31 protein-coding genes and 4 tRNA genes are annotated in these 25,960 nt (G+C 66.0%); 19 read left to right on the forward strand and 16 right to left on the reverse strand.

Features of this window, described 5'->3' with window-relative positions; genetic code table 11:
* Position 1: 1 nt before the first annotated feature.
* Together G6N37_RS03240 and G6N37_RS03245 are read right to left on the reverse strand one after the other, a co-directional pair.
* The gene (locus G6N37_RS03240; RefSeq protein WP_163675832.1) at positions 2-1,561 is read right to left on the reverse strand and encodes an alpha/beta hydrolase; all 1,560 of its coding nucleotides are present in this window, start codon (positions 1,559-1,561) and stop codon (positions 2-4) included.
* Positions 1,562-1,575: 14 nt separating this feature from the next.
* Positions 1,576-2,337 carry a pyrimidine reductase family protein gene (locus G6N37_RS03245; RefSeq protein ID WP_163675835.1) on the reverse strand — a complete coding sequence of 254 codons (762 nt, stop codon included), beginning with the start codon at positions 2,335-2,337 and terminating at the stop codon, positions 1,576-1,578.
* Between G6N37_RS03245 and zapE the strand changes: the two genes are divergently transcribed.
* Entirely contained in the window at positions 2,336-3,433 is a 1,098-nt protein-coding gene (zapE, locus tag G6N37_RS03250; protein ID WP_163675838.1) for a cell division protein ZapE, read from the forward strand. The two genes, G6N37_RS03245 and zapE, sit on opposite strands and share 2 nt — an antisense overlap.
* Here the strand turns inward: zapE and G6N37_RS03255 are convergent.
* The 3 genes from G6N37_RS03255 to G6N37_RS03265 all read right to left on the reverse strand — a co-directional run bounded on the left by G6N37_RS03255 (position 3,411) and on the right by G6N37_RS03265 (position 5,277).
* On the reverse strand, positions 3,411-3,923 hold the full coding sequence (locus tag G6N37_RS03255) for a GNAT family N-acetyltransferase (RefSeq protein WP_163675841.1): 513 nt from the start codon (positions 3,921-3,923) through the stop codon (positions 3,411-3,413). The two genes, zapE and G6N37_RS03255, sit on opposite strands and share 23 nt — an antisense overlap.
* Complete coding sequence (locus tag G6N37_RS03260) at positions 3,911-4,435, reverse strand: hypothetical protein (protein WP_163684526.1); 525 nt, start codon at positions 4,433-4,435, stop codon at positions 3,911-3,913. The genes G6N37_RS03255 and G6N37_RS03260 overlap by 13 nt, the downstream gene beginning before the upstream one ends.
* Positions 4,436-4,530: 95 nt before the next feature.
* Positions 4,531-5,277, reverse strand: coding sequence for a Clp protease N-terminal domain-containing protein (locus G6N37_RS03265; RefSeq protein ID WP_163675844.1), 747 nt, complete (start codon positions 5,275-5,277; stop codon positions 4,531-4,533).
* A gap of 146 nt (positions 5,278-5,423) precedes the next feature.
* On the opposite strand from G6N37_RS03265, the gene G6N37_RS03270 reads away from it, so the two are divergent.
* The 4 genes from G6N37_RS03270 (at position 5,424) to G6N37_RS03285 (ending at position 8,183) form a co-directional block, all read left to right on the forward strand.
* Positions 5,424-5,720, forward strand: coding sequence for a DUF732 domain-containing protein (locus tag G6N37_RS03270; RefSeq protein WP_232075259.1), 297 nt, complete (start codon positions 5,424-5,426; stop codon positions 5,718-5,720).
* A 59-nt stretch (positions 5,721-5,779) separates the two neighbouring features.
* Entirely contained in the window at positions 5,780-6,097 is a 318-nt protein-coding gene (locus G6N37_RS03275) for a DUF732 domain-containing protein (protein WP_163675850.1), read from the forward strand.
* A gap of 142 nt (positions 6,098-6,239) precedes the next feature.
* Positions 6,240-7,754 (forward strand): alanine/glycine:cation symporter family protein, encoded by a 1,515-nt coding sequence (locus tag G6N37_RS03280; RefSeq protein WP_232075261.1) that lies wholly within the window; start codon positions 6,240-6,242, stop codon positions 7,752-7,754.
* An 84-nt stretch (positions 7,755-7,838) separates the two neighbouring features.
* The gene (locus G6N37_RS03285; RefSeq protein ID WP_163675853.1) at positions 7,839-8,183 is read left to right on the forward strand and encodes a DUF732 domain-containing protein; all 345 of its coding nucleotides are present in this window, start codon (positions 7,839-7,841) and stop codon (positions 8,181-8,183) included.
* Positions 8,184-8,214: 31 nt separating this feature from the next.
* Here the strand turns inward: G6N37_RS03285 and G6N37_RS03290 are convergent, their stop codons facing one another.
* A complete protein-coding gene (locus G6N37_RS03290; RefSeq protein ID WP_163675855.1) occupies positions 8,215-9,135 on the reverse strand; it encodes a cation diffusion facilitator family transporter in 921 nt (306 codons plus the stop codon).
* 363 nt (positions 9,136-9,498) lie between these two features.
* Here G6N37_RS03290 and G6N37_RS03295 point away from each other — a divergent pair, with 363 nt between their 5' ends.
* Positions 9,499-9,834, forward strand: coding sequence for a DUF732 domain-containing protein (locus tag G6N37_RS03295; RefSeq protein ID WP_163675858.1), 336 nt, complete (start codon positions 9,499-9,501; stop codon positions 9,832-9,834).
* A gap of 7 nt (positions 9,835-9,841) precedes the next feature.
* Here G6N37_RS03295 and G6N37_RS03300 read toward each other — a convergent pair whose 3' ends face one another.
* Positions 9,842-10,054 (reverse strand): hypothetical protein, encoded by a 213-nt coding sequence (locus tag G6N37_RS03300; protein ID WP_163675862.1) that lies wholly within the window; start codon positions 10,052-10,054, stop codon positions 9,842-9,844.
* A 398-nt stretch (positions 10,055-10,452) separates the two neighbouring features.
* On the opposite strand from G6N37_RS03300, the gene G6N37_RS26750 reads away from it, so the two are divergent.
* The 8 genes from G6N37_RS26750 (at position 10,453) to G6N37_RS03340 (ending at position 14,367) form a co-directional block, all read left to right on the forward strand.
* Positions 10,453-11,019 carry a DUF732 domain-containing protein gene (locus G6N37_RS26750; protein ID WP_426627463.1) on the forward strand — a complete coding sequence of 189 codons (567 nt, stop codon included), beginning with the start codon at positions 10,453-10,455 and terminating at the stop codon, positions 11,017-11,019.
* A 96-nt stretch (positions 11,020-11,115) separates the two neighbouring features.
* The gene (locus tag G6N37_RS03310; protein WP_163675865.1) at positions 11,116-11,862 is read left to right on the forward strand and encodes a hypothetical protein; all 747 of its coding nucleotides are present in this window, start codon (positions 11,116-11,118) and stop codon (positions 11,860-11,862) included.
* 29 nt (positions 11,863-11,891) lie between these two features.
* Complete coding sequence (locus G6N37_RS03315; RefSeq protein ID WP_083175928.1) at positions 11,892-12,122, forward strand: hypothetical protein; 231 nt, start codon at positions 11,892-11,894, stop codon at positions 12,120-12,122.
* Between the two features lie 122 nt (positions 12,123-12,244).
* The gene (locus tag G6N37_RS03320) at positions 12,245-12,601 is read left to right on the forward strand and encodes a hypothetical protein (RefSeq protein ID WP_163675867.1); all 357 of its coding nucleotides are present in this window, start codon (positions 12,245-12,247) and stop codon (positions 12,599-12,601) included.
* Positions 12,602-12,734: 133 nt separating this feature from the next.
* On the forward strand, positions 12,735-12,926 hold the full coding sequence (locus G6N37_RS03325; RefSeq protein ID WP_163674174.1) for a hypothetical protein: 192 nt from the start codon (positions 12,735-12,737) through the stop codon (positions 12,924-12,926).
* A gap of 75 nt (positions 12,927-13,001) precedes the next feature.
* Positions 13,002-13,502, forward strand: coding sequence for an Rv2253 family sensor-like surface protein (locus G6N37_RS03330; RefSeq protein WP_163675870.1), 501 nt, complete (start codon positions 13,002-13,004; stop codon positions 13,500-13,502).
* Between the two features lie 68 nt (positions 13,503-13,570).
* On the forward strand, positions 13,571-13,861 hold the full coding sequence (locus G6N37_RS03335) for a hypothetical protein (RefSeq protein WP_163675875.1): 291 nt from the start codon (positions 13,571-13,573) through the stop codon (positions 13,859-13,861).
* Between the two features lie 173 nt (positions 13,862-14,034).
* Positions 14,035-14,367 carry a hypothetical protein gene (locus G6N37_RS03340; protein ID WP_163675878.1) on the forward strand — a complete coding sequence of 111 codons (333 nt, stop codon included), beginning with the start codon at positions 14,035-14,037 and terminating at the stop codon, positions 14,365-14,367.
* 238 nt (positions 14,368-14,605) lie between these two features.
* Here G6N37_RS03340 and G6N37_RS03345 read toward each other — a convergent pair whose 3' ends face one another.
* The 4 genes from G6N37_RS03345 to G6N37_RS03360 all read right to left on the reverse strand — a co-directional run bounded on the left by G6N37_RS03345 (position 14,606) and on the right by G6N37_RS03360 (position 15,085).
* Positions 14,606-14,797, reverse strand: a complete 192-nt coding sequence (locus G6N37_RS03345) for a hypothetical protein (RefSeq protein ID WP_163675881.1) — start codon at positions 14,795-14,797, stop codon at positions 14,606-14,608.
* A 25-nt stretch (positions 14,798-14,822) separates the two neighbouring features.
* Positions 14,823-14,897: transfer RNA gene (locus tag G6N37_RS03350), tRNA-Val, on the reverse strand.
* Between the two features lie 13 nt (positions 14,898-14,910).
* Positions 14,911-14,984 (reverse strand) — tRNA-Cys (locus G6N37_RS03355).
* Positions 14,985-15,012: 28 nt separating this feature from the next.
* A tRNA-Gly gene (locus G6N37_RS03360) sits at positions 15,013-15,085 on the reverse strand.
* A gap of 182 nt (positions 15,086-15,267) precedes the next feature.
* Here G6N37_RS03360 and G6N37_RS03365 point away from each other — a divergent pair.
* The 3 genes from G6N37_RS03365 to G6N37_RS03375 all read left to right on the forward strand — a co-directional run bounded on the left by G6N37_RS03365 (position 15,268) and on the right by G6N37_RS03375 (position 17,057).
* Positions 15,268-15,339 (forward strand) — tRNA-Val (locus tag G6N37_RS03365).
* A gap of 211 nt (positions 15,340-15,550) precedes the next feature.
* Positions 15,551-16,258 carry a GAF and ANTAR domain-containing protein gene (locus G6N37_RS03370; RefSeq protein WP_163675884.1) on the forward strand — a complete coding sequence of 236 codons (708 nt, stop codon included), beginning with the start codon at positions 15,551-15,553 and terminating at the stop codon, positions 16,256-16,258.
* Between the two features lie 40 nt (positions 16,259-16,298).
* On the forward strand, positions 16,299-17,057 hold the full coding sequence (locus tag G6N37_RS03375; RefSeq protein WP_163675887.1) for a GAF and ANTAR domain-containing protein: 759 nt from the start codon (positions 16,299-16,301) through the stop codon (positions 17,055-17,057).
* 5 nt (positions 17,058-17,062) lie between these two features.
* Here G6N37_RS03375 and G6N37_RS03380 read toward each other — a convergent pair whose 3' ends face one another.
* Together G6N37_RS03380 and G6N37_RS03385 are read right to left on the reverse strand one after the other, a co-directional pair.
* Entirely contained in the window at positions 17,063-17,866 is an 804-nt protein-coding gene (locus G6N37_RS03380; protein WP_163675890.1) for a GAF and ANTAR domain-containing protein, read from the reverse strand.
* A 46-nt stretch (positions 17,867-17,912) separates the two neighbouring features.
* Complete coding sequence (locus G6N37_RS03385) at positions 17,913-19,547, reverse strand: fatty acyl-AMP ligase (protein ID WP_163675894.1); 1,635 nt, start codon at positions 19,545-19,547, stop codon at positions 17,913-17,915.
* A gap of 887 nt (positions 19,548-20,434) precedes the next feature.
* On the opposite strand from G6N37_RS03385, the gene G6N37_RS03390 reads away from it, so the two are divergent.
* Together G6N37_RS03390 and G6N37_RS03395 are read left to right on the forward strand one after the other, a co-directional pair.
* Positions 20,435-21,694: a fatty acid desaturase family protein gene (locus tag G6N37_RS03390; protein ID WP_163684532.1), complete on the forward strand. Its 1,260-nt coding sequence runs from the start codon at positions 20,435-20,437 to the stop codon at positions 21,692-21,694.
* Positions 21,695-22,132: 438 nt separating this feature from the next.
* On the forward strand, positions 22,133-23,257 hold the full coding sequence (locus G6N37_RS03395) for a glycosyltransferase (RefSeq protein WP_232075461.1): 1,125 nt from the start codon (positions 22,133-22,135) through the stop codon (positions 23,255-23,257).
* A 17-nt stretch (positions 23,258-23,274) separates the two neighbouring features.
* Here the strand turns inward: G6N37_RS03395 and G6N37_RS03400 are convergent, their stop codons facing one another.
* The 3 genes from G6N37_RS03400 to G6N37_RS03410 all read right to left on the reverse strand — a co-directional run bounded on the left by G6N37_RS03400 (position 23,275) and on the right by G6N37_RS03410 (position 25,416).
* Positions 23,275-23,766, reverse strand: a complete 492-nt coding sequence (locus G6N37_RS03400; protein WP_163675903.1) for a DUF5994 family protein — start codon at positions 23,764-23,766, stop codon at positions 23,275-23,277.
* Positions 23,767-23,983: 217 nt separating this feature from the next.
* On the reverse strand, positions 23,984-24,451 hold the full coding sequence (locus G6N37_RS03405) for a DUF5994 family protein (protein ID WP_163675905.1): 468 nt from the start codon (positions 24,449-24,451) through the stop codon (positions 23,984-23,986).
* A gap of 161 nt (positions 24,452-24,612) precedes the next feature.
* A complete protein-coding gene (locus G6N37_RS03410) occupies positions 24,613-25,416 on the reverse strand; it encodes a transglutaminase-like domain-containing protein (RefSeq protein ID WP_174813787.1) in 804 nt (267 codons plus the stop codon).
* Positions 25,417-25,960 lie beyond the last annotated feature (544 nt).

Here is a 25,960-nt window from a genome sequence, read left to right on the forward strand (position 1 = left end):
GTCAGGCGGGACAGTACGTGTCGGTGCCGGGGAGTTTGCCGCTGTTGACGTAGCCGATCAGCGGGGAGACCGCGCAGTTCGAGTAGATGCTGGCGCCGTGGCCGATGCCCTGCCACATCACCCGCTTGCTGGCCGCGTTGGCGTTGATGACGGTGGCCGCCGTCGCGGCGACCCCCTCGGTGCCGACGATCGGGTCGTTCTGCACGCCCAGCAGCAGGACGTCGACCTTCAGCGACTTCGGCGGCGCCGGCGGCGAACCGGTGGGCCAGTGCACGCATTTGACCAAGCTGAGCGCTGCGACGGTGCCGAACTGGGGGTACAGCTTGCCCCACGCCACGACCAGTTCGCGCACCCGGTCCGGGGTGGGGCGGTTGACGGCGTCGCTGCAGGAGTTGACGAATTGGCCGTCGGAGTCCTCGGTGGCGTCGGCGTGGTTGATCAGGCTGGTCAGTTGGTTGGTGTCCCCGGAGCGGGCGGCGGCCAGCGCGTTGGCCAGGCTGGTGGTGGCGTTGACGCGCCCGCCGGAGGGGAAGCCCAGCGCGACGGTGATGGCGCTGGCCAGCTGGGCCACCGACGCGCCGGCGGGCCCCTTGCCGGCGCGGGCGTCGGCCAGCAGCCCGCTGACGGCGCCCTTCGGGTCGGGGCCCAGCGCACAGTTCACCGCGAGGCACTGGGCGGCGAACGCGTCGAGCGCGGCCTGCTGGCCCTTGACCTGTTGTTCGGCGGCGGCTTCGGCGTTGACCCCCAACGCAATTGGCGAGTCGAGGATCAGCCGGGCGACCTTGTCGGGGCGCGCCGCTGCGTAGGCCAGCGCCACCTGCGCGCCGTTGCCGATTCCGACCAGCGCGACCGCGGGTACGTCCCACAGCGTCCGCAAGCGCTCGATGTCCGAGGCGGCGTGGGCGTTGTCGTAGGCGGACGCGCCGGGCGCGATGGCGTCGGTGCAGTTGGTGGTGGCGGTGTTCGCGACGTCGGACAGGTTGGCGACGGGGTCGTCGCCGGTTTGGAACTGCGCCTGGTCGCGCATGATCTGGCGGTCGGAGCTGTCCCGGCAGTCGATCGGGTTGGACATGCCCATGCCGCGACGGTCGACGGCGACGATCGGTCGGGTCTGCAGCACGTCGGCGCCGCCGCGCGACAGCCAGACCGGCAACTGCACCGAGGACGGCAGATCGGACCCGGTGGTCAAGACCAGCGGGCCCGCGTCGCGCGGGGTCTGGTTCGAGCGGGCGCGGACCACCCCGACGCTGACGGTGCCGGTCCCACCGCCGTTCGGGTCCAGGTCCGCGTCGTAGTTCGCGCAATCCAGCTGGACGCCGGCGGCGGGCGGGATCGCGGCGTCACCGAAAACCTTCGACGTGCAGTCGTGCCACGGCAGGTCGTTCTTGGGGGCCGCGATCGGTGGCGGGCCGGCGGCCGGTGGCTTGGCCGTCGTCGCCCCTTGGGGCCGGGCACCGGAATCGGTGGCGAAGCGCGGGTCGGCGGCCAGCCCCGGGACGCAGCCGGCGACCACGGTGGTCACCGCAACCAAGACCGTGGCGAGCGTGATCTGCCGACTCATGTCGACCACAGTAGCTAGGCCTTGACGTAACGGGTGTAGAGGTAACCGGCGCCGTCGGTCAAGACGTGGGCACAGCGCATCCGGGTGAGCAGCTGGCTGGGGCCCGTGGCGATGCGTCGGGCGAGGCCGCCGACGATGTAGGGCGCGATGGTCAGGCAGAGCTCGTCGAGCATGTCGCGCCGGATCAACGAATCGAGCAGCATCGGCCCGCCCTCGGTCAAGATGCGGTGCATTCCGCGATCGCCGAGGGTTGCCAGCATGGCGGCCTCGTCGACCGCGCCGGGGTCGTCGCCGGAGCAGTCGATGACCTCACACAGGTCGGCGAGCAGCCGGCGCGCCGGGGCCGCCGCCGCGGCACAGGTGAGCACCAGCGGCGGCACCTCGGTCCGGGTGAACACGGCCATGTCGCGGTCCAGGCGACCCGACCTGGTGACGATCGCCAATTGCGGCACCTCGCTTTGCCCGCGGGCCTGCCGCCGCTGCCGCTGGGCCGCGCTCAGCTGGGCGCCGGAATAGCCCTCGACCCGCACGGTGCCCGCGCCGACCACGATGACGTCGGCGAGCTCGCGCAGCAGGTTGAAGACGAACCGGTCGCCGGGGCCGCCCATGGTCCCGCTGCTGCCGCCGGAAGTGGCCCCGCCGTCCACGCTGGCGATGAAGTTGGCGCGCACCCAGGTCCCGTCGCGTTCGGGATAGTCGTAGAGCCCGGGGACTTCTCCGTCGGTGAGTTCGCGTACCGATCCGAGCAGCGACAGCGGCGTCTCGGGAAGACCCATGGGGTTGATTGCAGCACGCCGCTACAGTTCTGGCATGCACGGGTCCCCTTCCCGCCGGGTGGCGCGCCTGGTGGACCGGCATCCGACCGTGTCGCCGGAGCGGCTGATCGCTCAATTGAGGCCGCCCCCAACGTTCGCCGACGTGAGCTTCGCGACTTATCAACCCGATCCGGCCGAGCCGACCCAGTCGGCCGCCGTGGCGGCGTGCCAGGACTTCTGCCGAGAGGCCGTGCAGCGCCGCGCGGGCCGGCGAAAGCTGTTGGGCCGACGGGCGGTGTTGCCCGGGGTCGGGTTGTACCTGGACGGGGGGTTCGGGGTGGGCAAGACGCACCTGCTGGCGTCGGCCTACTACGCGCTGCCCGGCGAGGGACCGGAGCCGCCAAGTCCCAAGGCGTTCGCGACATTTGGGGAGCTGACCCAGCTGGCCGGGGTGTTCGGTTTCGCCGAATGCGTCGACCTGCTGGCCGGTTACACGGCGGTGTGCATCGACGAGTTCGAGCTCGATGACCCCGGCAACACCACCCTGATCTCGCGGCTGCTCTCGTCGCTGGTCGAGCGGGGGGTGTCGGTGGCCGCCACTTCCAACACGCTGCCCGAGCAGCTCGGCGAGGGCCGGTTCGCCGCGCAGGACTTCCTGCGCGAGATCAACACGCTGGCAAGCATTTTCACCACCGTGCGGATCGAAGGGCCCGACTACCGGCACCGTGGGCTGCCGCCGGCGCCCCAGCCGCTGTCGGACGAAGAGGTGGCCGCGCGCGCGGCGCGGGCCGACGGGGCGACGCTGGACGATTTCGACGCGTTGTGCGCGCACCTGGCCACCATGCACCCGTCGCGGTACCTGACCCTGATCGAGGGGGTGACTGCGGTGTTCTTGACCGGCGTGCACCGCATCGACGACCAGAACGTGGCGCTGCGCCTGGTGGCGCTGACCGACCGGCTGTATGACGCCGGCATCCCGGTGGTCGCGGCGGGCGACAAGCTGGACACCATCTTCAGCCCGGAGATGCTCGCCGGGGGCTACCGAAAGAAGTACCTGCGGGCCATGTCTCGGCTCGTGGCGCTGACCGCCGGGATCAGCGAAGGGTGCGGGTCATGATGAAGTCGTTCTCGTGGCTGGCGCCCACCCGAAAGATTCTGGTGCCGCTGATCGCGAAGCCGCTCCTGGTATAGAAGCGTTGCGCGCGTCGATTGGCCTGGTTGACCCCCAGCCATACGCGGCCCGCGCCCCATTCGCCGGCGGTGGCCAGCGCGAGGTCCATCAGCGCGGTCGCGACCCCGGTGCCGTGGTGCTCGTGCGCAACGTAGATCTTGGAGAGCTCGACGTCGTCGTCGCTGCCGCGAATCAGCATGGCGTAACCGATGATTCGGTCGTCGTGCGTCGCGGTGAGGACGGTGCGCTGCGGGTCGGCGAGGTACTCGGCGAAGCGGTCGGCCGACAGGTTGGCGCCGACGAACGCCGCGATGTTCTCGGGCGCCATCGAGGCCGGGCACGCCAACGGGAATGTGCGCGCGGCGATATCGGCAAGCTGTCGGACGTCAACGGAGTCCGTCGTGGCGACGCGTACGGTGCGGGTCAGAGGTTCCACTGCGCGAGGTGGTAGCCCGTCTTCCTGTCCAGCAGCACCACGGTGGAGACGGGATCGCGGTAGGCGTCCCAATACACTTCGCCGCGCACGACCGCACCGTTGGGGGCGTTGGTCAGCACGTTGTCCAGCGCGTCGGGTGCGTCGGTGGCCCGCGGCTTGTAGGCGTCGGCGAACGGGGTCACGCCGTCGAAGCTGAACGCGGTCGCCATGACGAACGGATTGGGCACCCGGACCGCGTGGACGACCACGTCGGCGCGCTCAACCGTGCTGCCCGGGAAGCCCTTATAGGTGCCTTCGCGGGTGTAGCCGAACCCGGGGGGCGGATCGCAGGGAGACACGCCGGCCACGGTCACGTCGGCGACGTAGGTGCCGGTGTCCACCCGCAGGGTGTCACCGATGTGGCCGATGGGGGCGTCACCGGCCCAGGCGCGGGGAACGGGAAGCACCGCGACGGCGGTGACGCTCGCCGCGGCGACGAGAAACGCGGACACGACGATCAACCAGCGGTGCATCTTCGCCACGTCTTCGCCTCCTAGGCGCCCGGGGAAGGGGACCATCGAATGATCGCACACGCGGTCATGCGGCCGGGAGGGGTCGATGACACCGGTCACCCGTCCGCGCGGACGCCCGCGCCGCCCCCGAGCGATTCCAGCGCCTTGATCAAATCGGCCTCGACGCGGCCCTTGTCCACGCCGCATCGGCGCAGCGGTCCTTCCTCGGGCGAGGAGTCCTGAAGCTCGAGCAGCGCCAGCAGCATGTGTTCGGTCCCGATGTAGTTGTGGCCCAGCCGAAGTGCTTCCCGGAAGGTCAGCTCGAGGGCTTTGCGTGCCGGGCCGCTGAACGGGATCAGGTCGGGGGTCTCGGCGCCGGCCGGGGGCAGGTTGACGGCGGCGCGCAGGGCGTCGGTGTCGACGTTTTGCAGGCGCAGCAGCACGGTGGCCAGGGCGGCCGGATCGCTGAGCACGCCGAGCAGCAGGTGATCGGGCGTGATCTCGTCGTTGGCCGCCTCGTGCGCGGCGTTCTGGGCCGCCACCACCGCACCCCGCGCTCGCGGGGTGAAGCGGCTGAAGCCCTGCTCGGGATCCAGGACGGCGGCCTCGGCGCGTGGCACGAACCGCTTCTGGGCCGCCTGTTTGGTGACGCCCATGCTCTTGCCGATGTCGGTCCACGACGCGCCGGAGCGGCGTGCCTGGTCCACGAAGTGCCCGATCAGGTGGTCCGCCACCTCACCCAGATGCTCGGCGGCCAGCACGGCGTCGGCCAGTTGGTCCAGCGCGTCGGTGTGCACCGATTTGATGGCGTTGATCAGCTCGTCGAGGCGGACGGGGTGGGCGATGCGGGTCGGGTCAGCCATGGCGTCAACGGTAGGTTGACACCATGATGGTGTCAACCGCGGGTTGACGATTGTTAAAAATTGTTTCGCCAGCCGCGCACACGGCGCGGGTCTGGGACGATTTCGAATTTATGAAGCTTGTTCTGACGATTTGCAGTGTTGCGGCCGTGATCGGCTTGGCCGTGCCCGCGCACGCCGACGACACCGACGACGCATTCCTCGCGTCGCTGAATTCGGCCGGCTTCACCTATAACGACCCGGAGCAGGTCATCCAGGCCGCCCACTACGTGTGCTCGGCGGCCAGCGGTGGCACGGCGATGCCGGACATCGCGAAGGCGATGACCTCCAAGGCGGCCGCGTTGACCGAGGAGAAAGCGGAAAAGTTCACCGCGATCGCGGCCAGCGCGTACTGCCCCGACGTGATCTCGTCGTCCACCCCGACGACCACCACCGCCAGCTCCTGATCGGCCGATTCGCTCCACGAGATGCGCGTCGACCGCAGCTCTGGAACGATCGGTGATCCGTGAGGCTTTTTCTCATCCTGCTGAGCCTTGCCGCCGTAATCGGCCTGGCTGGTCCCGCTCGCGCCGACGGCAGCGACGACGCCTTCCTCGCCACGGTTCACGCGGCCGGCCTGACCTATTCGGACCCGGATCAGGCGATTACGTCGGGCCGGTCGGTGTGCAAGTTGGTGAGCGAGGGCGCGAAGCTGTCGGACATCGTCCGGATGATCCAGATGCTCAATCGTGGGCTTCAGGGGGACGACGCCACGCGCTTCGCGGCGATCGCCGCCAATTCGTATTGCCCTCAAGCGCTTTCGGCCTCCGACGCAGCCTCCTAGCCGTCGGCGGCGGCGGGGGCCGCTTTGACATGTGATCGGCTTTTTACATATCCGCCTTCTAACGGCGGGTGAACGAAACGTGTAATCAACAATTCGCCCATACCATTTCGGCGACGGACAGCGGCCGCAGTCGAAAGGAAGCATGGGTTTGGACTTCCTTCAGCAGCAGTTGGTCGAACCCCTTAGCAACATCCTGAATACGCACGTCCTGATCTATTTGCTGATCGGTGGCGGTGTCTATTTCACGGTGCGCACCCGTTTCATTCAGATCCGCTACTTCGGGCGCATGGTTCGCCAGCTCCGCAAAGCGCACCATTACGACGGCGGGATCTCCTCCTTCCAGGCGTTCTGCGTGGGTCTCGCGTCGCGCGTGGGTACCGGAAACATCGCCGGCGTCGCAATCGCGCTGACCGTGGGCGGGCCCGGTGCCGTCTTCTGGATGTGGGTGGTGGCGGCGGTCGGCATGGCCACCGCGGTGATCGAGGCCACCCTGGCCCAGATCTTCAAGGTCCGCTCGGACGACGGCGCCTTCCGCGGCGGCCCCGCGTTCTACATCCAACGCGGGTTGCGGTCACGCGCCGGCGGCGTCGTCTTCGCCATGCTGTTGGTGATCACCTTCTCCACCGCCTTCAACATGGTGGAGACCAATGCGATCAGCGGGGTGTTGCAGTCGTCGCACGGCATCGGGGTGGGTTGGACGACAGTCGTTTTGGCGGGGCTGGCGGCGCCCGTGCTCTTCGGTGGGGTGCGGCGGGTCGCCCAATTCGCCGGGTCGGTCCTTCCGGTGGTGGCGCTGGTCTACACCCTGCTCGCGCTGGGAATCGTGGCCGTCAACATCACCGAGCTGCCGACGGTGATCAGGGAGATCGTCGGCGGGGCGTTCGGAGTCCGCCAAATGGCAGGCGGTTTCGCGGGCGGTGCGCTCGCCGCGATGTTCACCGGCGTCAAGCGAGGCCTATTCGCGTGCGAGGCCGGGATGGGCAGCTCGCCCAACATCGCGGGCGCCGCGACGGTGAAACATCCGGTGGAGCAGGGCCTCATCCAGTCGCTCGCCGTGTTCGTCGACACCATGGTGATCTGCACCGCGACGGCGTTCATCGTGCTGCTGTCGGGTCCGGAAACCTACAACCCGGCGCGCCTGGGAGCGGTTGCCGGGGCGAGCCTCACCGAGTCCGCGGTCGCCGCCGATCTCGGGTCATGGACCACGGTTCTGATGACCGCGGTGGTGTTCGTCTTCGCGTTCGCGTCGGTGCTGAGCAATTACGTGGTCGCCGAGGCCAATCTGTTCTACCTGGGTGGCCGGCGCCTGGCGGCCAATGTGCTGAAGGTGGTCACGCTGCTGTCCATCGTGTTCGGGGCATTGGCGAAGCTGACGCTGGTGTGGGCGCTCGCCGACCTGACGATGGCGGTGATGGCGATCGCGAACCTGCTCACCATCTGCTTGCTGGGGAAGTGGGCGTTCGCTGCGCTGACGGATTACCACCGGCAGTGCGCGCAAGGCAGAGCGCCGGTTTTCATCGCCAGCGAGGCCGGCCTGCCCGGACTGCTTGACGGCGACATCTGGGAACCGGTGGAGCATCGGCAGGTCGGAGCGTTGCCCGAGTCGTTGACGATGCGCCGCCCGGCGCTGCGACCGTCCCGGGCGCCGGCGGCGTAGCCGGTTCGCGGGCGGTGAGAGTTCACCGGCCGTTTGCCCGGCGAGGTGCGATTCGCCGACGGGTCTGCGACAATCGCTTGCGTTATGCGATTCCTAGTGGCTTTGGCGAGCGCCGCCGCCCTGATCGGTCTGGCCGCCCCCGCGTCTGCCGACATCGATAACGATCAGGACTTCCTCAAAGACCTGCGAGACGCCGGCATCACTTATCAGGATGGCGGCAACGCGATCACCATCGGCAAGTCGGTGTGTGACCTGCTCGACGACGGGCAGTCGTCCGCGGAGATCGTGACGCAACTTCGCAACCAGAACCCGGCGTTCCAGGGTGCCAGCGCGGCCAAGTTCACGTACCTGGCCGCGTCGCACTACTGCCCGAAGTACATAACCGGCGAGGACCGCGGCCCGAAACCGGAAGGTGCGCAGGGCAACTGACGGCTCAGGCTGACGCCTGGACCGCGTTCGCTCAGGCGGCTCGTGCCGTCCAGGTGAAGTTGTGCATCTCGGGGATCCGCGGCGCCAGCGCGGCGGCGACCAGGCGACCGATTCCATCCGCCGCCGCCAGGGGAGTGTCGGGATCGAGGAAGCCCTCCACCTCGACCCGCAACGTACGGCCGGTCCATCGCGCCCGGGCGTGCGCGTGGGTGACGCCGGGCACGGTGGCGGCGACGGCCTCGGCGGTCGCGATGATTTCGGGGTCGACGCCGTCGAGTAGGCGGTGAGCGATGTCGGCGGTCACCTCCCAGCCGACGTGGCAGATGAATCCGGTGACGACGATCCCGGCGACCGCGTCGGCCCACCCCCAGCCGAGCGCCACGCCGATCAGGCCGAGCATCGCCCCCGCCGACGACAGGGCGTCCAGCCAGGAATGCTTGGCGTCGGCCACCATCGTCGCAGAGCGAATCCGCCTGCCTACCACCAGTTTGTAGCGGGCCACGAGCTGGTTGCCCGCGATTCCCACGATCGCCGCGGCGATACCCCAGCCCACATACCCGGTGCCGCCGTGCTGGAGCAACTTGGTGACGCTTTCGAAGGCGGCGACGGCGGCACTGCCCCAAATGACTACTGCCACACCGATTCCGGCGAGGTCCTCGGCGCGTTCGTAGCCGTACGGATAGCGCTCGCTGGGGAGTTTGCGCGACGCCCGAAACCCGACGAACACCAGGGCGCTGGTGGAGACGTCAGACAGGTTGTGCAACGCGTCGCCGAGCAACGCCACCGAGCCGGACAGCAGCGCGATGGCCAACTCGACGAGCCCCGTCAGGGCCAGTCCAATGGCGCTGACGGCGACGGCCCGGTTGGCCTCGCGGCGCTCGGCCGCATCGTCGGTGACGGTGTCGAGAGGAAAACTTGCCGCTGGGTCACGGACGCCGTTCACGATGTGCATATCGCAAGCATGCCCCATCGATCGCCGGTGCCCAACCTGGTCACCGACGCGTGCAAGCGATGGCGGGCACTGACGCGGTCCGTGCGCAGCGGCATCGCCGGCTACCGTTCCCGGCCCCGCGCGACGCGGCGTTTCGTCGTTCCAACGCATCTGCTGCTGCGCGCGAATAATGCCGCCGGGCATAACTGGCGTTCTCGTCAATTACTGGCCGGGTTCTGCGTCTCGCCGCGATTTATTTCGATTTGCCAGCGCCGGAGCGAGGCGTGTGCAAAAGTACCTATTGATCGAAGCGCAGGCGCGTGAGTTCATCGGCCAGCTTCGCGATCAGGACATATCGAAACGCGGACCCATCGAGGAGCCACTATGAAGAAACCGGCACAACTAATCGGCCCACTGGCGGCCGTTTTGGCAAGCATGAGCGTCGTCGTCGCCCCGATCGCGACCGCCGACGCGACGGACGACGTTTTCCTTCAGGCGCTCGGGCAACAGGGAATCACCCTCACCAACCTGTCGAACCAGACCATCGTCAACGCCGGACATGGAGTTTGCCAGGACTGGGCCAATGGTGCGACTTTGGCGCAGACCCTTTCCGACGTACAAGGTGCACTCGGGTTAAGTGACCACAATTCGGGTTACTTCATCGGTGCGGCGACGCAGTCTTACTGCCCGCAGTACGTCAGCAAAGCCACGCAAAGCTGACGCACGGTCACTCTTCCTGATCAGGGCGCGGCTTCGGGTCGCGCGACGGGCGAACGCGCCTCGGTAGCAGCATCAGCATCACCGGGAACCGCAGCAGCGCGTCGCGGTGGGAGACTTCGAGGAACACCGTTTCTATCTCGATGTTCCTTATCGGTTGTCTCTCCATCATCAGACGCGTGCGCAGGTAGCGCGGGGTCCTCAGCCACTCGACCAAATTCATGCCCGCGACTCTACCCTTTCGGCGAAAGTCATTGCGCGGCAAATTAACCTGCAGAACTCCGTGGATTTGCGCCGTCCACCCAAGGCCGGCCGGGGGCGATTACCTTCGCTTGTCGGTACCCCGCTGTACGGCTGATTAGCAGCAATTCTTCAGGTTTGAAACAGGGCCCGACGACTAAAATTGACAGGGTGAACGCGCAGGCCGAAGGCTAGCGTCGACCGCGTCGGTGGGTCCTCCGCGATGAGAAAGCCCGCAGCGATATTCGTGGCCGTTGGGGCGGTGATGCTCAGCGGGGCTACCGCTCACGCCGACTCGCCGTCGCCGGGTCCGACGCCCCCTCCGGGTACACCCAAATGCCTGACCTTCGATGGCCCACAGTTGAACTGGCTGCCGTGCGGATGGACGACGGATGGCCGGCGCTGGACCCCTCCGCCGCCCCCACCGCCCGGGCCGTGATTGTCACCGGTGATCAAATCACGCATTCGTCGCCCGTGACGCCGATTATTCAACTTTCGATAAGTTGCATTTTCCCTGGTTTTCCTATTCTTCGTATCCTGCCGCATTGGAGCCGTATCCTGCGGGTGTCGTCAACGGCACGAAGAAAGGAAGCGGATCAAATGTCCTCATCTCGCTGGCTGGCGCGACTGGCCGTCCCCGTCGTGGCTGGCGCCGCCCTCATCGCCAGCACGGCGATCGCGACCGCCGATGCCGCCGATGACGCCTACCTCGCTCAACTGCGCGCTCAGGGCTTCGATTGGCCGCCGGGCCACGAAGCCGCCCTGACCGGCATGGGGCGCCTCATCTGTGACGATCTGGGGTGGGGCTGGACGTACGACCAAATTGCCCAGAACATCCACGCCGACCTCGACCCGAGGAACGTGACGTTCGGGGACGTCCATTCCATGGTGACGCTGGCGCATTCGACTTATTGCCCGCTGCAGCGGTGCTGGACCGACCACTGCTGACGCCTGAATTCTTAGGATTATTTCTGAGACACGGCCATTGTTTTCGGTGTAGCGTCCCGATCAATTTCACAGGGGACGTGGCAGAAAGACCGAGCGATGAAAGCAGCAATTGCGGCCGCGACGGCAGCCGTCGTTGCGCTGGGCCTGCCGGGTGCCGCGCCCGCCCGTGCCGAGACGACTGCCACCGTCAAAGCCCAGACCACCCAGCGCATGAACGGCCCCAACACGAAGGCGGGCCACGACGGCGTTTACAGCGCCGGCCAGCTGTTGACGCTCGTGTGCCACAGCACGGGCGAGCCGGTCAAAGGCTTCTTCAGCTATCAGATTGCCGACGGCGGCTGGGACAGCCTGTGGTACAAGACATCTGACGGGCACTACGTCGCCGATGTCGACATCGACACGCGCACCCTCGACGCGCTCGGCCCCGACTGCGGTGGGGGTGGGGGAGCGGCACCGGCGGCAGCGGCCGGTGAGGACAAGGCGGCTCACGCGATGGCGTGGGCGCGCGGTCAGATGGCCGCCGATCCCGACAGCACGGTCCAATGCGAGGCGTTCGTCGAGCAGGCCTACAACCACGCGTTCCGATACCCGTCGGCGATGGACGCGTTCAACGATTTCAACCGCAAGGGACTCATCCACACCAACGCCGACAACATTCCCGAGGGGGCACTCGTCTTTACGAGCAATCCCGGATTCGATCACGGCACCGGACACGTCATGCTCAGCGAGGGCAATGGCCAGTACCTCACCGCCAACTACTTCACGCCGCCGCACATCCGGGAAATACGGCCAAGCCCCAACGATTCGCAAAACATCTTTCTCGGTTGGGCGTACGCGCCGTAGCTGGGCCGCTCTGTGGTACTTACGACCACATGAACAATCCTTCACCGGGCCCGGGTTGGTGGCTGGCGTCCGACGGCAACTGGTATCCGCAGCAGTGGGAATACACGTGGGATTACCGCGAGGGGGACACCGCCATGGACGAGATGAAGCTGAGGGCCGACGAGCTGGGCCGGCAGGGGTGGGAGATGGTCGGTCTCGATGCCGACCACCGCGGAGCCTTTTCCGTCGCGTGCTTCTTCAAGCGGCCGATCGCGCCGTAACCCGTCCGAGAGGCCAGCGCCGCCTTTACTGAGGCGCCGGCGGCACAAGTGGGTAAACAACGCAATGACGCGCCGGGACGCGTCTGTTGTGCGATCAGTCACTAGTCGAAAGGCGGCATCGGATGGCTCGTCAAGACGGAGGCCGGTGGGACGTCGGCATCAAAGACAACGCGGTTTATCTGGCGCGCGTCTCGGAGGACAACGAGCGATTATTCGACGATTCGTTGGCGTCCGAGGAGGCCCGCGAGCTGGCCGAGCTCTTGACCAAGTTCGCCGACAAGCTCGATAAGTCCGGCGAGTCGAGGGACGAGGACGACGACGAGGACGAGGACGACGAGGACGACGACGAGGACGACGAGGACGACGACGAGGACGACGAGGACGACGAGGACGACGAGGACGACGAGGACGACGAGGACGACGAGGACGACGAGGACGACGACGAGGACGACGAGGACTCCAAGAAGTCGTCGGATTAGATTTCGATCGAGCTGTTGATCTCGCCGCTCTGCGGCTGGCGCAGCCCGCTCGTGGAGTCAGGATCTGGTGGAGACCTGATGGAAGCCAATACCGTTGGCTCCATCAGGTTGCAGTGCTGCTGATGGGTGGAGCGTGCCCCTTAAACGTGTTGACGAGTTGAAGCCCGGGGACAAGATCCGCATGAAGATCGGGCATGCCACCGTCGTAGCGACCGAACCCCTCGACGACGACCGCACCATGCTCACCTTTTACTACGGGACCAAAGCGCCCGCCGACAACGCCCTCACCGTGGATGTCCTGGGCGACGACGAGTGGGGTTGGTAAGGCCAGTCGGGCAGACGCTTGCCTGTGAAGGGCCGGCGCATGACTATTGACGGGTACGGCCTCAGAGGAGAAATGATGACGTCGGACCGCTTGAAAAGATTTGTCGGTCTGTGCGCTTCGCCGCTCCCGATCGCCCTGGCGTTTTCCCCGACGGCCTTCGCCGACAATCCGTCCTGGAACGGGCAGTACGCGATCACGTTCATGGTTGGTCCGAAGGCCGGGACCAGCATGGCGGTCGGCAATCCCGAGGTGCAGCACACCGAGACCTACGGTTTCCGCTCGAGCTGTACGAACGGAAAGTGCGTCGCCACCATCATTAGCGGCCCCCCGCCAACCAACCCGACGGTTCCGCAGCCGATCCAGTTCACGTGGGACGGGAAGTCCTGGACCCAGGTCAACGATTTTCAATGGGACTGCATGATGCCCGACACCTCGATCGAATGGAATCCGGCCCGGGCCACTGTGCGCTACACGCCCCAACCCGACGGGTCGCTCGACGGGATCATGCACACCGACATCTTGAGCGGCGCGTGCCAGGGCACCATCGATATGGACATGAAGGCTGAGCGTGTGTGAATTCACCCCGACGCCGCATCTGCTCAGTTTCGTTTGCTGATTACTCTGCGTCATAGCTGGGTATCCATGTGACCGTGCGTTTCTTCTCCGTTGCTGCCGCGGTCGGCATAGCCGTCGGCGTGCTGGTGGCCGCACCGGCTCGCGCAGACTTGAGCGGTTACGGAAATTGCGTGGGAAGCATTACGGAAGTTCCACTGTGGGAACACGACTATCAGAACCAGCAGCTCATCGGGATTATCGAGCAGGACCTCAACTCCGGTGTTTCTCCGGCCGCTGAAGCGCAAAAGGTATCGCATATGGGTTTCGACCCCCGCTTGGCCAACCGGATCGTGGAGTGCGTGATTCAGGAGCGCCCGTAAAGCCCTGGCGAAACGGTCGCTGAGCTCCTCTCATGAGGGTGTGGCCAACCCTCCACGCGCGGCCCCAGCGAGGAATGACTGTCCCCGTAAGTCGTTGCCCAGGAATGGGAACCGAGCGGGTAGGCCCAACTGTCAGCTGCGAGGGCCGCTCGTCGCGATGGGATCATAAGCGGATGACCACTCACACCTGCATGGGTTGCGGGCTCGAGACCCGTTACTCCTATGGGCGCGCCTGCATGGGGTGCGGCCTGAGAACCCACTACTCGTATGGTCATCGGCCGGACTGGTATCCGCAGGCGGCGGTAGCTTTCGCGACGCCGGCAAGAATCGTGGGCCTATGCGAAAGGCATCCGACGGCCGCGATGGCGTTGATGGTGCCGGCCACGCTCGTCGCCTTGGCGGCGATCGCCGCGTACCCGTTCGTGTTCGTGCCATTGTTGGCTCTGCTCAGCGTGGCTTTGGTGGCGTCCGTCCGCTACGAGGAAGCCCGCACCCCCACGAAGTAGCTCGCTTGGACGCAGGGGGCCGGGCGAATTTCAGCCCACGTCTACTCCAGCAGCTCAAGCAACTGAGCGGTCGCACCGTCATTACTGACAGCGGTTGTCCACTAAGTCTTTTCGAGTGATGAGCATCATCCTGGCAAAACACGGCTGCGACGGCCGGCGATGTGCGATGAGCGGTGTCGAAAGCTGCCCGGCATCGGCAATGCTTGTCCCCGGGGTGGCGCACCTGGCGTGGAGAAATCTATTGCTGGCTTGCGTGGCGCTTGCCGAACCATGCTCGGTAGGCGAGGTAACCCATCAATACGGCGAGGCCTCCGGTACCGATGAGGCCCAGCGCCGTGCCGTGAGTGCACAGATTCAGCACGAACAGCGCCAGGCATAGCACAGCCATCGCCGTGTAGAAGGCCCGGCCGTACCGGGGGTTCGTCTTCACGAGTGCCTCTGATCAGCAAAAACTCTGGTGCGCGATACTGGGATTGAACCAGTGACCTCTTCCGTGTCAGGGAAGCGCTCTCCCGCTGAGCTAATCGCGCCTGGGTCAAAAGCTGGAGGTGGAGACGGGAATCGAACCCGTGTGCACGGCTTTGCAGGCCGTTGCCTCACCACTCGGCCACTCCACCGCTGGGATTGATGCCACTTGCACCTTCGAGCGGATGACGGGATTCGAACCCGCGACCCTCACCTTGGCAAGGTGATGCGCTACCAACTGCGCTACATCCGCGCGCCCTGGGCGAGATCGTCGCCCGGTGCGAAGCACGACGATAGTCGACGTGAGCGGGCACATACAAATTTCTTGGTACGGGCCGCGTCCAGGTTATCGCGCCGTAACGGCGACCCGCAGGCGGCCGGTACTGTCGAGACCGAGCTCGTGCTAGTCTTCGACGTCGTTCGCCTCTCGGCGCCGGTCCCGTGGCTCAGTGGGAGAGCGTCCGCTTCACACGCGGAAGGTCGCTGGTTCGATCCCAGCCGGGACCACTTCCCGACGGTGCAGGCATGGGTCAATCACCGCTTTGTTGGCTGCCGAACCGGTGCGCGCGATCACGGCCGCTCTGCGCCATGAGAGGGGAACCGTCCTGCGGTAGCAGCGGTACGCTCGTCAAAGCCCTCGAACTAGTAAAGGTGGAGGGATGCTCATGCCGAAACCACCGGGCGCTTCAGCGGCTGCCCGACCCTTGTTCGGTTAAATGTGGCGATCCACGAGCAGTTGCTCGCTGCCGTCGACGGCCGGCGCGGGATAGAAGCCGCCGACTCTCTGTGCCACGCTTGCGTGGTCTTCCTCGAGGTTGACGCAGCGGCGATTTCGATCGTCTTCGACGGCGCTAGCAGCGGCACACTGGGATCCAGCAGCCCGGCCGCGCGCATCTACGACGAATTGCAGTTCACGCTCGGCGAGGGACCGTGCCTTGACTCTGTCGCGCGGCGGATTCCGATTCTGGTCGTCGACCTCGCCGATCCCGGCGAGGCTCGGTGGACCGCCTACGGGCCCGCCATGCTGGCCCACGGCATCAGGAGCGTTTATGCGATACCGGTCGTCGTGGCCGGCGAATTCGTCGGCGCCCTCGACCTGTTCCGTGCGCAGCCCGGACCGCTGCCGGACGAGGATGTGGTCGGCGCGGTCGCCGCCGCGGAGCTTGCTGGCATCCCGCTCCTGGACCTCATGAACGCCGACCTGCAGGCAGCCGTTGCCGACCCCACCAGCAATGCCTGGGCCGAACTCACCATGCTGAGCCGCTCGGAGGTCAGCCAGGCCACCGGGATGCTGGTCGCGCAGCTGGGGGTTGAGCCTGCCGAGGCCCTTGTCCGGCTGCGCGCTCACGCATACGCGACCGGCCGCAGCGCCACCGACGTCGCCCGCGACATCCTCGAGCGGCGGCTGAAGCTCGAGGCCGACTGATGCCGGCTCGCATAGGCAGGGACAGTCCGAAGGAGGCGCTGTGACTGAGACTCCCCGTGAAACCCGCGTGCTGGACGCCGTCGTCTCGCTCGTCGACAGCCTGCTCGACGATTTCGATGTCGTCGACCTGCTGACCGACCTCACCGAGCGATGTGCTGAGCTGCTCGACATCGAGGCCGCGGGATTTCTGCTCGCCGACCCGCTGCAGCAGCTCCGGTTGCTGGCCGCCACCTCGGAGCAGGCGCGCGAACTCGAACTCTTCCAGCTGCAAGCCGACGAAGGCCCATGCGTGGACTGCTACGCCACGGGTCGACCGGTTTCGGTCGCCGACGTCCAACGCGTCGCAGGGCGGTGGCCGCGGTTCGTCCCCGCCGCGATCGGGGCGGGCTTCGCCTCCGTGCACGCCGTTCCGATGCGCGCTGCCGGCATGGTGTTCGGCGCGCTGGGTTTGTTCGGCACTCGCCCGGGCGAGCTCAGTGAGGCCGACCTGCTCGTCGGCCAGACCCTCACTCACATCGCATGCGTGGCGATCCTGGTGGAGCACCCGCCCACACCCGCCACCGTGATGCCGCAACTGCGCTCCGCACTGACCAGTCGCGTCATCATCGAGCAGGCCAAAGGCTTCCTCCGTGAAACCCTGGGTGTGTCCGTGGAGGAGGCGTTCCGGCTGTTGCGCACGTACGCGCGGGCCAAACGTCAACACTTGACCGACGTCGCCCGCAGACTGATGACCGATCGGGATTCCCGCCCGCTGCTGCTCGCGGAGTTGACCGAACTCGCGACAGCGCCACCGCGATAACCGGTTCAGCGATGCCGCGCGCGGGCGCGCCGCACGGCCTCGTCGACCAGCCGTTCGGCGACGACGTTCAGCTTGACGTTCTCGGTCTGGCTGATCTGGGCGAGCCGGCCGAAGGCCTCCTCAGCGGTGCCGCCCGACCTGCTACGGATGATGCCGATCGCCTGATCTATGACTGCGCGGCTGTCCAGCGCGCGCTGCAATCGCGTCGTCCGTTCCTGGGCGTTGGCCAGCAACTGCGCGTTGTGCACCGATACCGCGGCGGGCCTGGCGAACTGGGATCCCAACCGCACCGCGTGCTCGCCGAAGGCGTCGCGGTTTTTGGCATAGGCATTGATCGCCCCGATCACCTGGTCACCGACGATCAACGGGAGCGCCAGCGCGGAATGCACGTGCATCCGGGCCACCCTTCCACCGAAGTGCGGCCAACGGCTGTCACTTCCCAGCGATCCGCTCACCGCGGGCCGCCGGGATTGCATGCACGTTATGCATGGCCCCTCGTGCATTTCGTCGTACTGAATGGTGTCAATCTCGTGGACAAGCGCCGCCGTCGCGGCCCAGGTCTGGACGCTGGAAATGCCGTATCGCGGATCGATCAACGCGACGCCCACACCGTCTGCGCGGGGAATCGCCTGGGCGGCGAATTCCGCCACATCGCCCAGAATGTCGATCACTCCTTGAGCGCCGGCCACGATCCCGGACACTCCGCGGAGCCCGGCATACAACTCGGCCTCGTCCGCTTCCCGTTGGGTGGGGGAGGGCTCGGATTGCGCGGGCGCTCTGCGACCGGGCTGGGCGTCGAAGTCGGTCACTATCCCCTCCTCCGACACAAACCTACTCTTCGCGGCGTCCCGGGAGTCAGCCGACGAGCGTCAGCGTATGGACGCGTCGAAGCTTCCCCGACGGGGTCTTCGGGATCATTCCCGGCTCGAGCACGACCACATTGCGGGGCCGGACATCGACCTCGGCGACCACCTCGTGCGCCACCTGATGCTCGATCCGGCGCACCTCGGCCGGGTCCTGCCAGCTATTGGACTCCACCGCGACAGCGAACGTCTCCCGCGACCGTCCGGCATCCAGGCGCACCGCCACGGCACAGCCGGGCCGGACCCCCGGGACGCGCCCGGCGGCACGTTCGATGTCGGTGGGGTAGACGTTGCGCCCAGCCATGATGATCACGTCCTTGACGCGGCCGCAGACGACGAGGTGTCCGGTCTCGGTGAGGTAGCCCAAATCGCCTGTGTCATACCAACCCTGGTCGTCTAGGGCCCCGACGAAACCGCCCATCGTCACGTACCCGGCCGTCACCGGTTCGCCGCGCACCTGAATGACGCCGACGCCCCGCGCGGACAGGATGTTGCCGTCGTCGTCGATGATGCGCGCCTCCAGCCCCTTGAGCGGACGGCCAAGCGTTGTCAGCCGCCGGGTTTGGCCCTTGGCCGCCGGAACGGCTCGGTGGAGCAGGGCGAGCAGGTCCGCGTCGACCTCGTCGATCATCAGGCCCGCGCCGCACTCGGAGAACGACACAGCCACTGTCGTCTCGGCCATACCGTACGCGGGCAGGATCGCCTCCGGACGCAACCCGAACGGTTTGCCCGCTTCGCAAAAGTCTTCGACGTCGGCCGGTTCGACTTGTTCGGCCCCCGACAGCGCCCACCGCAGGCTGGACAGGTCGAACTGGCCAGGCTCGGCCAGCGTACGAAGGCGTTTGGCGAACAGCTTGTAGGCGAAATTCGGCGCGGCGGTCATGGTGCCCCTGTACTTGTCGATGAGCTTCGCCCACAGCAAGGTGTCGCGCAGGAAGTCCATTGGAGTGACCTTCACTAGCTCGGCACCGAAATACATTGGCACGGTTAAGAAGCCGGTCATACCCATGTCGTGGAACAGTGGCAGCCAGCTCACGATCACGTCGGTATCGATGTCGACTTCTGCGCCGATGAACATTGCCTCGGCGTTTGAAACGACATTGCGGTGCGAAACCTGAACGGCCTTGGGCGATCCGGTGGAACCAGACGTCAACTGCAGCAGCGCAACGTCGTCTTCGTCGGTCCGGACCGGATCGATCGGCCGGCTGCCGAGCAGTTGCTCGATTGTCAGCACTCGGGTACCCAGCTCGGCCAGAAGCGGCCCGGCGGCCATGAATGGGTCCGAGATGACGACCGTTTTGGCGCCGATCATCGTGATGACGGCGGCGGTTTCCTCGGCCCAGCGTCCAAGATCGGTGCGTGGCGTGGGCTGGTGGAGCATGGTGAGGCTGGCGCCGCGCATCCAGATTCCCTGCCCGGCAGGCGCGATCTCGGCTGGAGCACCCGCCAGCACCGGGACGGCGTCACCGCGGTCGACACCCGCGGTCGCCAGGCCACCCGCGATCCGACGGGCGCGCTCATGCACCTCGCCCCAGGTGTGTCGGACGGGACAATTCGGCTCCCCGGTGACCAGGCCCTTCGAACTGGACCGGGCGGTGTCATACATGGTTTCCGTGAACTTACTCAAGGCCATTCCTTTGGCTCCGGCGCGGCGGCGCCGCGGTTGGCGTCCGGCCGTGCGCCGGGGTGTTCGACTGCGGACCCGCGCCCGGATGAAGCCATGCGTCGATGTTGCGGCGCCGAACTTTCATCGAAATTGGGAGTGCGCCAGCATGTCTGATGCTGGCGCGATAGGAGTGCCGTCCGCCGGGAAATGAGGTGGACGATGAGCGCAGCGGCAGAGCGTGCCCTCTTCACGCACGCCACAAATGTTTCGTCGCTCCGATTGAAGCGCGGTCTCGAGCATTCGGACACACTGACGGTACATACGTGCGGGCAATCAGCCGGCGGGGCGCGCCGATGTTGCCGACGGGGGGCAGCGACCAAGCCTGACCACCGGACTCCGTCAGGGGCAGTCCGAAAGACCAACCCTTTGACCGCCGAATTAACCGGGTGTCCGGTCACGTTACGGCGGGGATCTCTTCGATCGCCGCAGGACGTTTCCGGTGGCTGCGCAATCAACCGTGACAAACCATACCGCAGGGTCCTCGGAAAATTGCTGAATGCGGTAGCCGTCCCGGGCTGCCACACGGTGGGCGCTGGAGGCGTAGCGTTGTGGGTACTGAGTTCATCAGTCTGTCGGAAAGCACGTTGGCAGTAAGCCGCGGAAACTTGGTGAGCGTCTGCTCGAGGCGCGCATCGCGGTGTCCACCCGTTACGTTCCCGGACAGCACCGGATATCGCTCATTCGCCCCCAATACGGAGGACTACCAGAAGAACCGGTAATCAGCTGCGTCGGCAATCCGCGTTCCCGAGCTTTGGTGGCGCGCCGCAGCGGTTGCACCGGTTCCGCGTTCTTCGTCGCCCATGAGCGCTGAGAACCCGACATACAAGCTCGACGAAAGAGAGCAAACGATGGCGATTACCGACATTGCGGCCTTCGCTCACCTGACCGACGCCGACATCGAGAACCTGGCCATCGAGCTGGACGCCATCCGACAGGACATCGAAGACTCTCTCGGCGAGCGCGACGCCCGCTACATCCGCCGCACCATCGCCGCGCAACGCGCCGTGGAGGTAGCCGGCCGGCTCATGCTGACCGCAAGTGCGAAACGCTCTGCGTGGTGGGCGGGAACGGTGACCCTGGGTCTGGCCAAGATCATCGAGAACATGGAGATCGGCCACAACGTCATGCACGGCCAGTGGAACTGGATGAACGATCCCGAGATCCACTCCTCGACATGGGAGTGGGACATGAGTGCGGCATCAAAGCACTGGATTTCCTCCCACAACTTTCAGCACCACAAGTACACCAACATCCTCGGCATGGACGACGACGTCGGCTACTTCATCCTGCGAGTCACGCGCGACCAGCCATGGCAGCGCTTCAACGTCGGCAACCTGCTGTTCAATGCCATCCTCGCGCTTGGGTTCGAGTGGGGAATCGGCTTGCAGACCGTCGATTTCGAGAAGCTCGTGAAGGCTGGACCGGAGCGTGCCCTCACCCTTCAGCAGGCACGTGAGTTCTCAGCCAAGGCCGGAAGGCAGGTGGTCAAGGACTACATCGCGTTCCCGGCGCTGACCTCGTTGTCGCCCGCGGCGACCTACAAATCGACGCTGAAGGCCAACGCGGTGGCCAACGTGATCCGCAACATCTGGGCCAATGCGGTGATCTTCTGCGGGCATTTCCCCGATGGCGCAGATAAATTCACGAAGACCGACATGACCGGCGAGACCCGGGGCCAGTGGTATCTGCGCCAGATGCTGGGTAGCGCCAACTTCGAGGCCGGGCCCGCGCTGCGGTTCATGAGCGGCAACCTGTGCCACCAGATCGAGCACCACCTTTACCCCGATCTGCCCAGTAACCGCCTGCACGAGGTCTCGATCCGGGTCAGGCAAATCTGCGACAAGTACGACCTGCCCTACACCACCGGTTCATTCTTGATGCAGTACGGCAAGGCGTGGCGCACCATCGCCAAACTGTCGTTGCCGGACCGCCACTTGCGCGACACCGCCGACGACGCCCCGGAGACCCGCAGCGAGCGGATGTTCACCGACTTGGAGCCGGGTTTCGGCGGCATTGATCTAAAGACAGGGCGCCGTCGCGGGCTCAAGACAGCGATCGCGGCGATCGCAACCAGCGTCGCGAAGCCCGCGCGAGGTGGACTTCGGTGAAGTCTCGCGCGAACGAAGGAAGTTGTGCCTCAGCGCTTTTCGTTGCGAAGTAGCGCATCGGTGGCCGCCGCGGTGCGGCGGTCCGCCTTGACGTGCTTGTCGGCGCGTTTCTCCTTCAATGACTTTCCGGATTTCTTGCTCATGGTTCGTCGAGGAGACTTATCGGACATCGCTGGCCCCTTCGTCATGGGGGCCTGGTCGGTCCCGATTCTGCGACTGTACTCCACGGCGGGGATCTCCGGGCTTCGCTGGGCCCTTTGCGGGTGTATCCTCAAAGGAGTTGGAAATCCAGGCAGTCCGGGCTGAGTCAGTCATATGCCGCTGATCGCACCGAGCAACCGCTCATGCCGGGCACGCAGGTGGCCACATGTAGTTGGGATTGCCTTGAGCGCCTTGGTCGACTTTCCATGTTTGGCGGATTCCCCTGGTCGACAGGGGATTTCCGCTGCCACGAGTTTCGGCATTCTGGGTACGTATCCACCGACGGCGTCCGGACTGGCTACGTTCAGCGCCGCGCTGGCAAGCGGGTTGAGCACCAATGGCGCCGAGGTCAGCGTCGTTCGAGTGTCCGACGGGCCGCCGGCCTCGAGCGCCCGCATCATCGGAGAGCTGGTCAACGGCTCAGCGGCATCCATCGCAGCGTGCGCCGAGTTGCTGAACCAGAGCGACGTCGCCGTGATCCAGCATGAGTACGGCATCTACGGAGGCGTCGACGGCGCCGAAGTCGTGGGCATCATCGACAGACTGCGTGTCCCATTGATCTTGGTCGCTCACGCCGTCCCCAAAGACCCTACGCCACACCAGCGTTCGCTTCTCGAGCTGCTCGCCGCCCGGGCGGACCAGGTGGTTGTGATGTCCGAGGCCGCCAGCCGACGGCTGCGCCGGGGCTTCGACATCGCCCGCCACAAGATCGCCACCATCCCATACGGCGCGACCGTCCCGACGAAGCCATCCTGCATGCGCAGCGGTCGACCCGTCGTGTTGACCCCGGGCCTGCTCGGCCCAGGCGACGGCATCGAGCGGGTGATCGAGGCAATGGCGTCGCTTGATGACCTGCCCGGCCGGCCGCGGTACGTGGTTGCGGGCAGAACGGACCCGAATGTGCTGGCCGCCGACGGCGAGGCGTACCGGAATGCCCGGATAGATCAGGCGCTGCGCAGCGGTGTCGCGGATTCGGTGTGCTTTGACACGGATTGCCGGAACGTTCCGATGCTCACCGAACTCTTCCAGTCCGCGGCGGTCGTGGTGTTGCCCTACGACTCGACCGATCAGGTCACCTCCAGTGCTCTGGTCGACGCCGTCGCGAGCGGCCGACCGGTCGTGGCCACCGCGTTCCCGCACGCCGTCGAGCTGCTCGCCAGTGGCGCCGGCATCGTCGTCGCGCATGACGATCCGGATGCGCTGGCTGGTGCCCTGCGCCGGGTGCTGACCGAGCCGCGCCTCGCCGGCGCGATGGCGGCCGAGGCCAGGAGATTAGCGCCCGAGATGGCCTGGCCAAACGTCGCCCGTGCGTATCTGCGGCTCGCGCATCGGGTCCTCGCGCAGCGACGGGCGCGGGCATGAGCAAGGGTGATACCCGGTCAGCCCCAGGACGTTTCGTGCGGATCCAACGGTGCCGATTGCTCCGGACTCCCAAGCTCTGAGGCGCATCTGCGCACGAGTTGGCGCAGGTCGCCCGCATTCATCGGTTCTGCTGAAGTGTGAACCTCAGACATGAGGCGGCAGGCGTCCTCCGTAGAGCTCGAAGGCGCCAGCACGAACAGCACCGCGTCGCGAGAATGCGTACCCATCAGATAGATCGTGTCGCTGAAGATCAGCCGGTAGGGATTGAGTGAAACCATCTCATCGTGGCGTCTAATCCGTGTAGGCGCGGGCAACCACACACTCGGGTCGTAAACGACCCGGCGCACTGTGCCGATCCATAAACCGAATACGGCAAGTAAGTCCGGTAGCTCTGAGCTCAGGTCCAAGCTCTTCGGCCACCAGGCGCCGTCCACGGCGGCGCTTGTATCGTCGCGTCCACACAGCGCTAACCGGGTCATGTTTGACGGGGCAGCGGAAGGATGCGCCACGCGACGCTCCGATCTACCAATTTTGGCTATCACGGGATGGCTACCGAAGGGGCGGCACCGGACAAACCCGGCGTGACGACGTACGACATCGGGGGCGGCGATGCAACAACCGAGGTCCTCAATCGGCGAGCGGCCGTGTCCGCTGCGGCACATGAAGGCCAAATCGACTGAGCCTTGTTGATTCCCAGTGATTTGCGCGACGAGCCCCTGCACGGGTCTATACCGGGGCCTCCATTTCTTCCGGGCTGATCATGAGGCCCTCGACGGTCGAGCCATTGTTCGGGCTGGCCGCGGCCATCATGATGGTGTGCGCCTGGTCCGGGTCGGCGTGCGGGGAGACCACCAACAGGACGATTTTGTTGCGATTGAGGCCGAGGACTTCGATGGTGTCGACCGGCTGGCGGTGGTATCCGTCGAGTCGCACCATGCGTCCCCCGGCCGCGAACTTGGCGGGCGGCTTTGCCCATTCGTTGACGTTGTAGATCACGCGGCCAATCGGCCCGAGTCGAACCGACAGCACTGCCAGCAGATCCGGTAGCTCCGTCGTCAGGTCGTCACCGTGCGGCCACCATGCGCCATCGACATACCCGCTTTGGGGCGCCTTGGGCTTTAGCCTCAGGCGCGGTGTGTGTGCCGGTGGGGTTTGCCGTCGCCCGGCATCCGTGTGGTCTTGTTTCAGCGTCATCGCGACGCTCCCGTCTTGACCGCGAGACCGGCCAAATCATTCGAATCGGCGACGAGATGGCTTGAATAGTCAGGTACGAAGTATCGCCGATGGTTCCCACACTACTCGGGTGGTCCAGAACCGAACCGCGGCGCGCTGGTCGCGACCAGCGGTCGGGCGTCTCAACGGATGGAAACGAGGTGGTCGATCGAATCCCGCGGTAGGTCGCCGTCGACGACGGCGGTCACCACCAGCTGGTTCAGCGTGATCGCGCCTCCGTGATTATCGAGAAACGCGGTGTCTGAGGCGTCCCGCCCTGTGGCTATCCGCACCAGGGTTTGCCGCGGAGCCAGCAGCGTCGCATCGACCACCCGCCATTGCCCCTCGACAAAAGCCTCGGCCACGGCGTGAAAGTCCATCGGATGCACCCCGGGCGCGTACACCGATACCAGGCGGGCCGGGACGTTGACCGCACGCAGCAGCGCCACCACCAGGTGCGCGTAGTCGCGGCACACACCTTCGCCGGAGAGCAGGGTTTCCACCGCCCCGTCGATCGGATCGCTTGAGCCGGGCACATAGTTCAGCCTGGTGCCCACCCACGAGCTCACATTCTCCAGCAGCGTCGCCGAATCGCCGTAGGTGCCGAATTCGGTTGCGGCGAAACCATAGAACTTATCGGCCTCGGCGTAGCGACTGGGTCGCAGATACATCGACAGGTCGTATTCGGTCACCGGAGCCGGATCGGTTTGACCCACGATCGTCGCCGCGTAGTCGACTCTCAGGGTGCCCACCTCCGCGTCGAACTTGTGGATACGGTTGCCGTGCACACCGCTGACGTCCAACGGCTGGACGGGCCGTCCATTCAAGACGAAACGCAGCGATTCGGAGACCTCAGTGCGTGGATGCGGGGCGACTGCGATCTGAAACTCCAGCGTTGTGGGTGCGGTGATTTCGACTTCGAGCTCGGCGCCCACTTCGCGTCTCATAGCGCGATGATGCGCCAGTCGCCCCGCATCCGCCAGCCGTGCGGCGGCGCGGGGCAGGAATGGCGTGCACCCTGCACACCCGTCCGCCCCCCGGGGATCATCCTTGTGCGTGACACCGGCCGACAAGTGGCCACGTTTCAATCTTCTCTCTTTGCCGTATATGGCTTACCCTGGGTGTCGGCGACCGATGTGAGCAGGTTGCACTCGAAGTCTGTTGCTAGATGGCCGTTGGTGCGCAACTGTGGTGTTGAGCAGCCAGCACCAGACCGGCCGCCGTCGAATCTTCACTGTGTGTACCAACGCAGCAGGGCTCCTCTACAGCGCACGTATTTCGGCGCGGACCGTGGGTCTCGACGGCCCGTCGCCGGCTCGTCGCAACCGCAGGGGGTCAGCCGTTCCATGGCTTTGACCCTGCCCAGATCGGAGTAGGCTGCAACGCATCGGCGGTATTCCGTTTGTGATCGTTGTGGGTCATGTCGCCGCCGATTCGAATTTGGCCGGTCTCGCGGTCAAGACGGGAGCGTCGCGGTGACGCTAGGGCAAG

Origin of the sequence: Mycobacterium seoulense, from assembly GCF_010731595.1 — a bacterium.
Classification (GTDB): domain Bacteria; phylum Actinomycetota; class Actinomycetes; order Mycobacteriales; family Mycobacteriaceae; genus Mycobacterium; species Mycobacterium seoulense.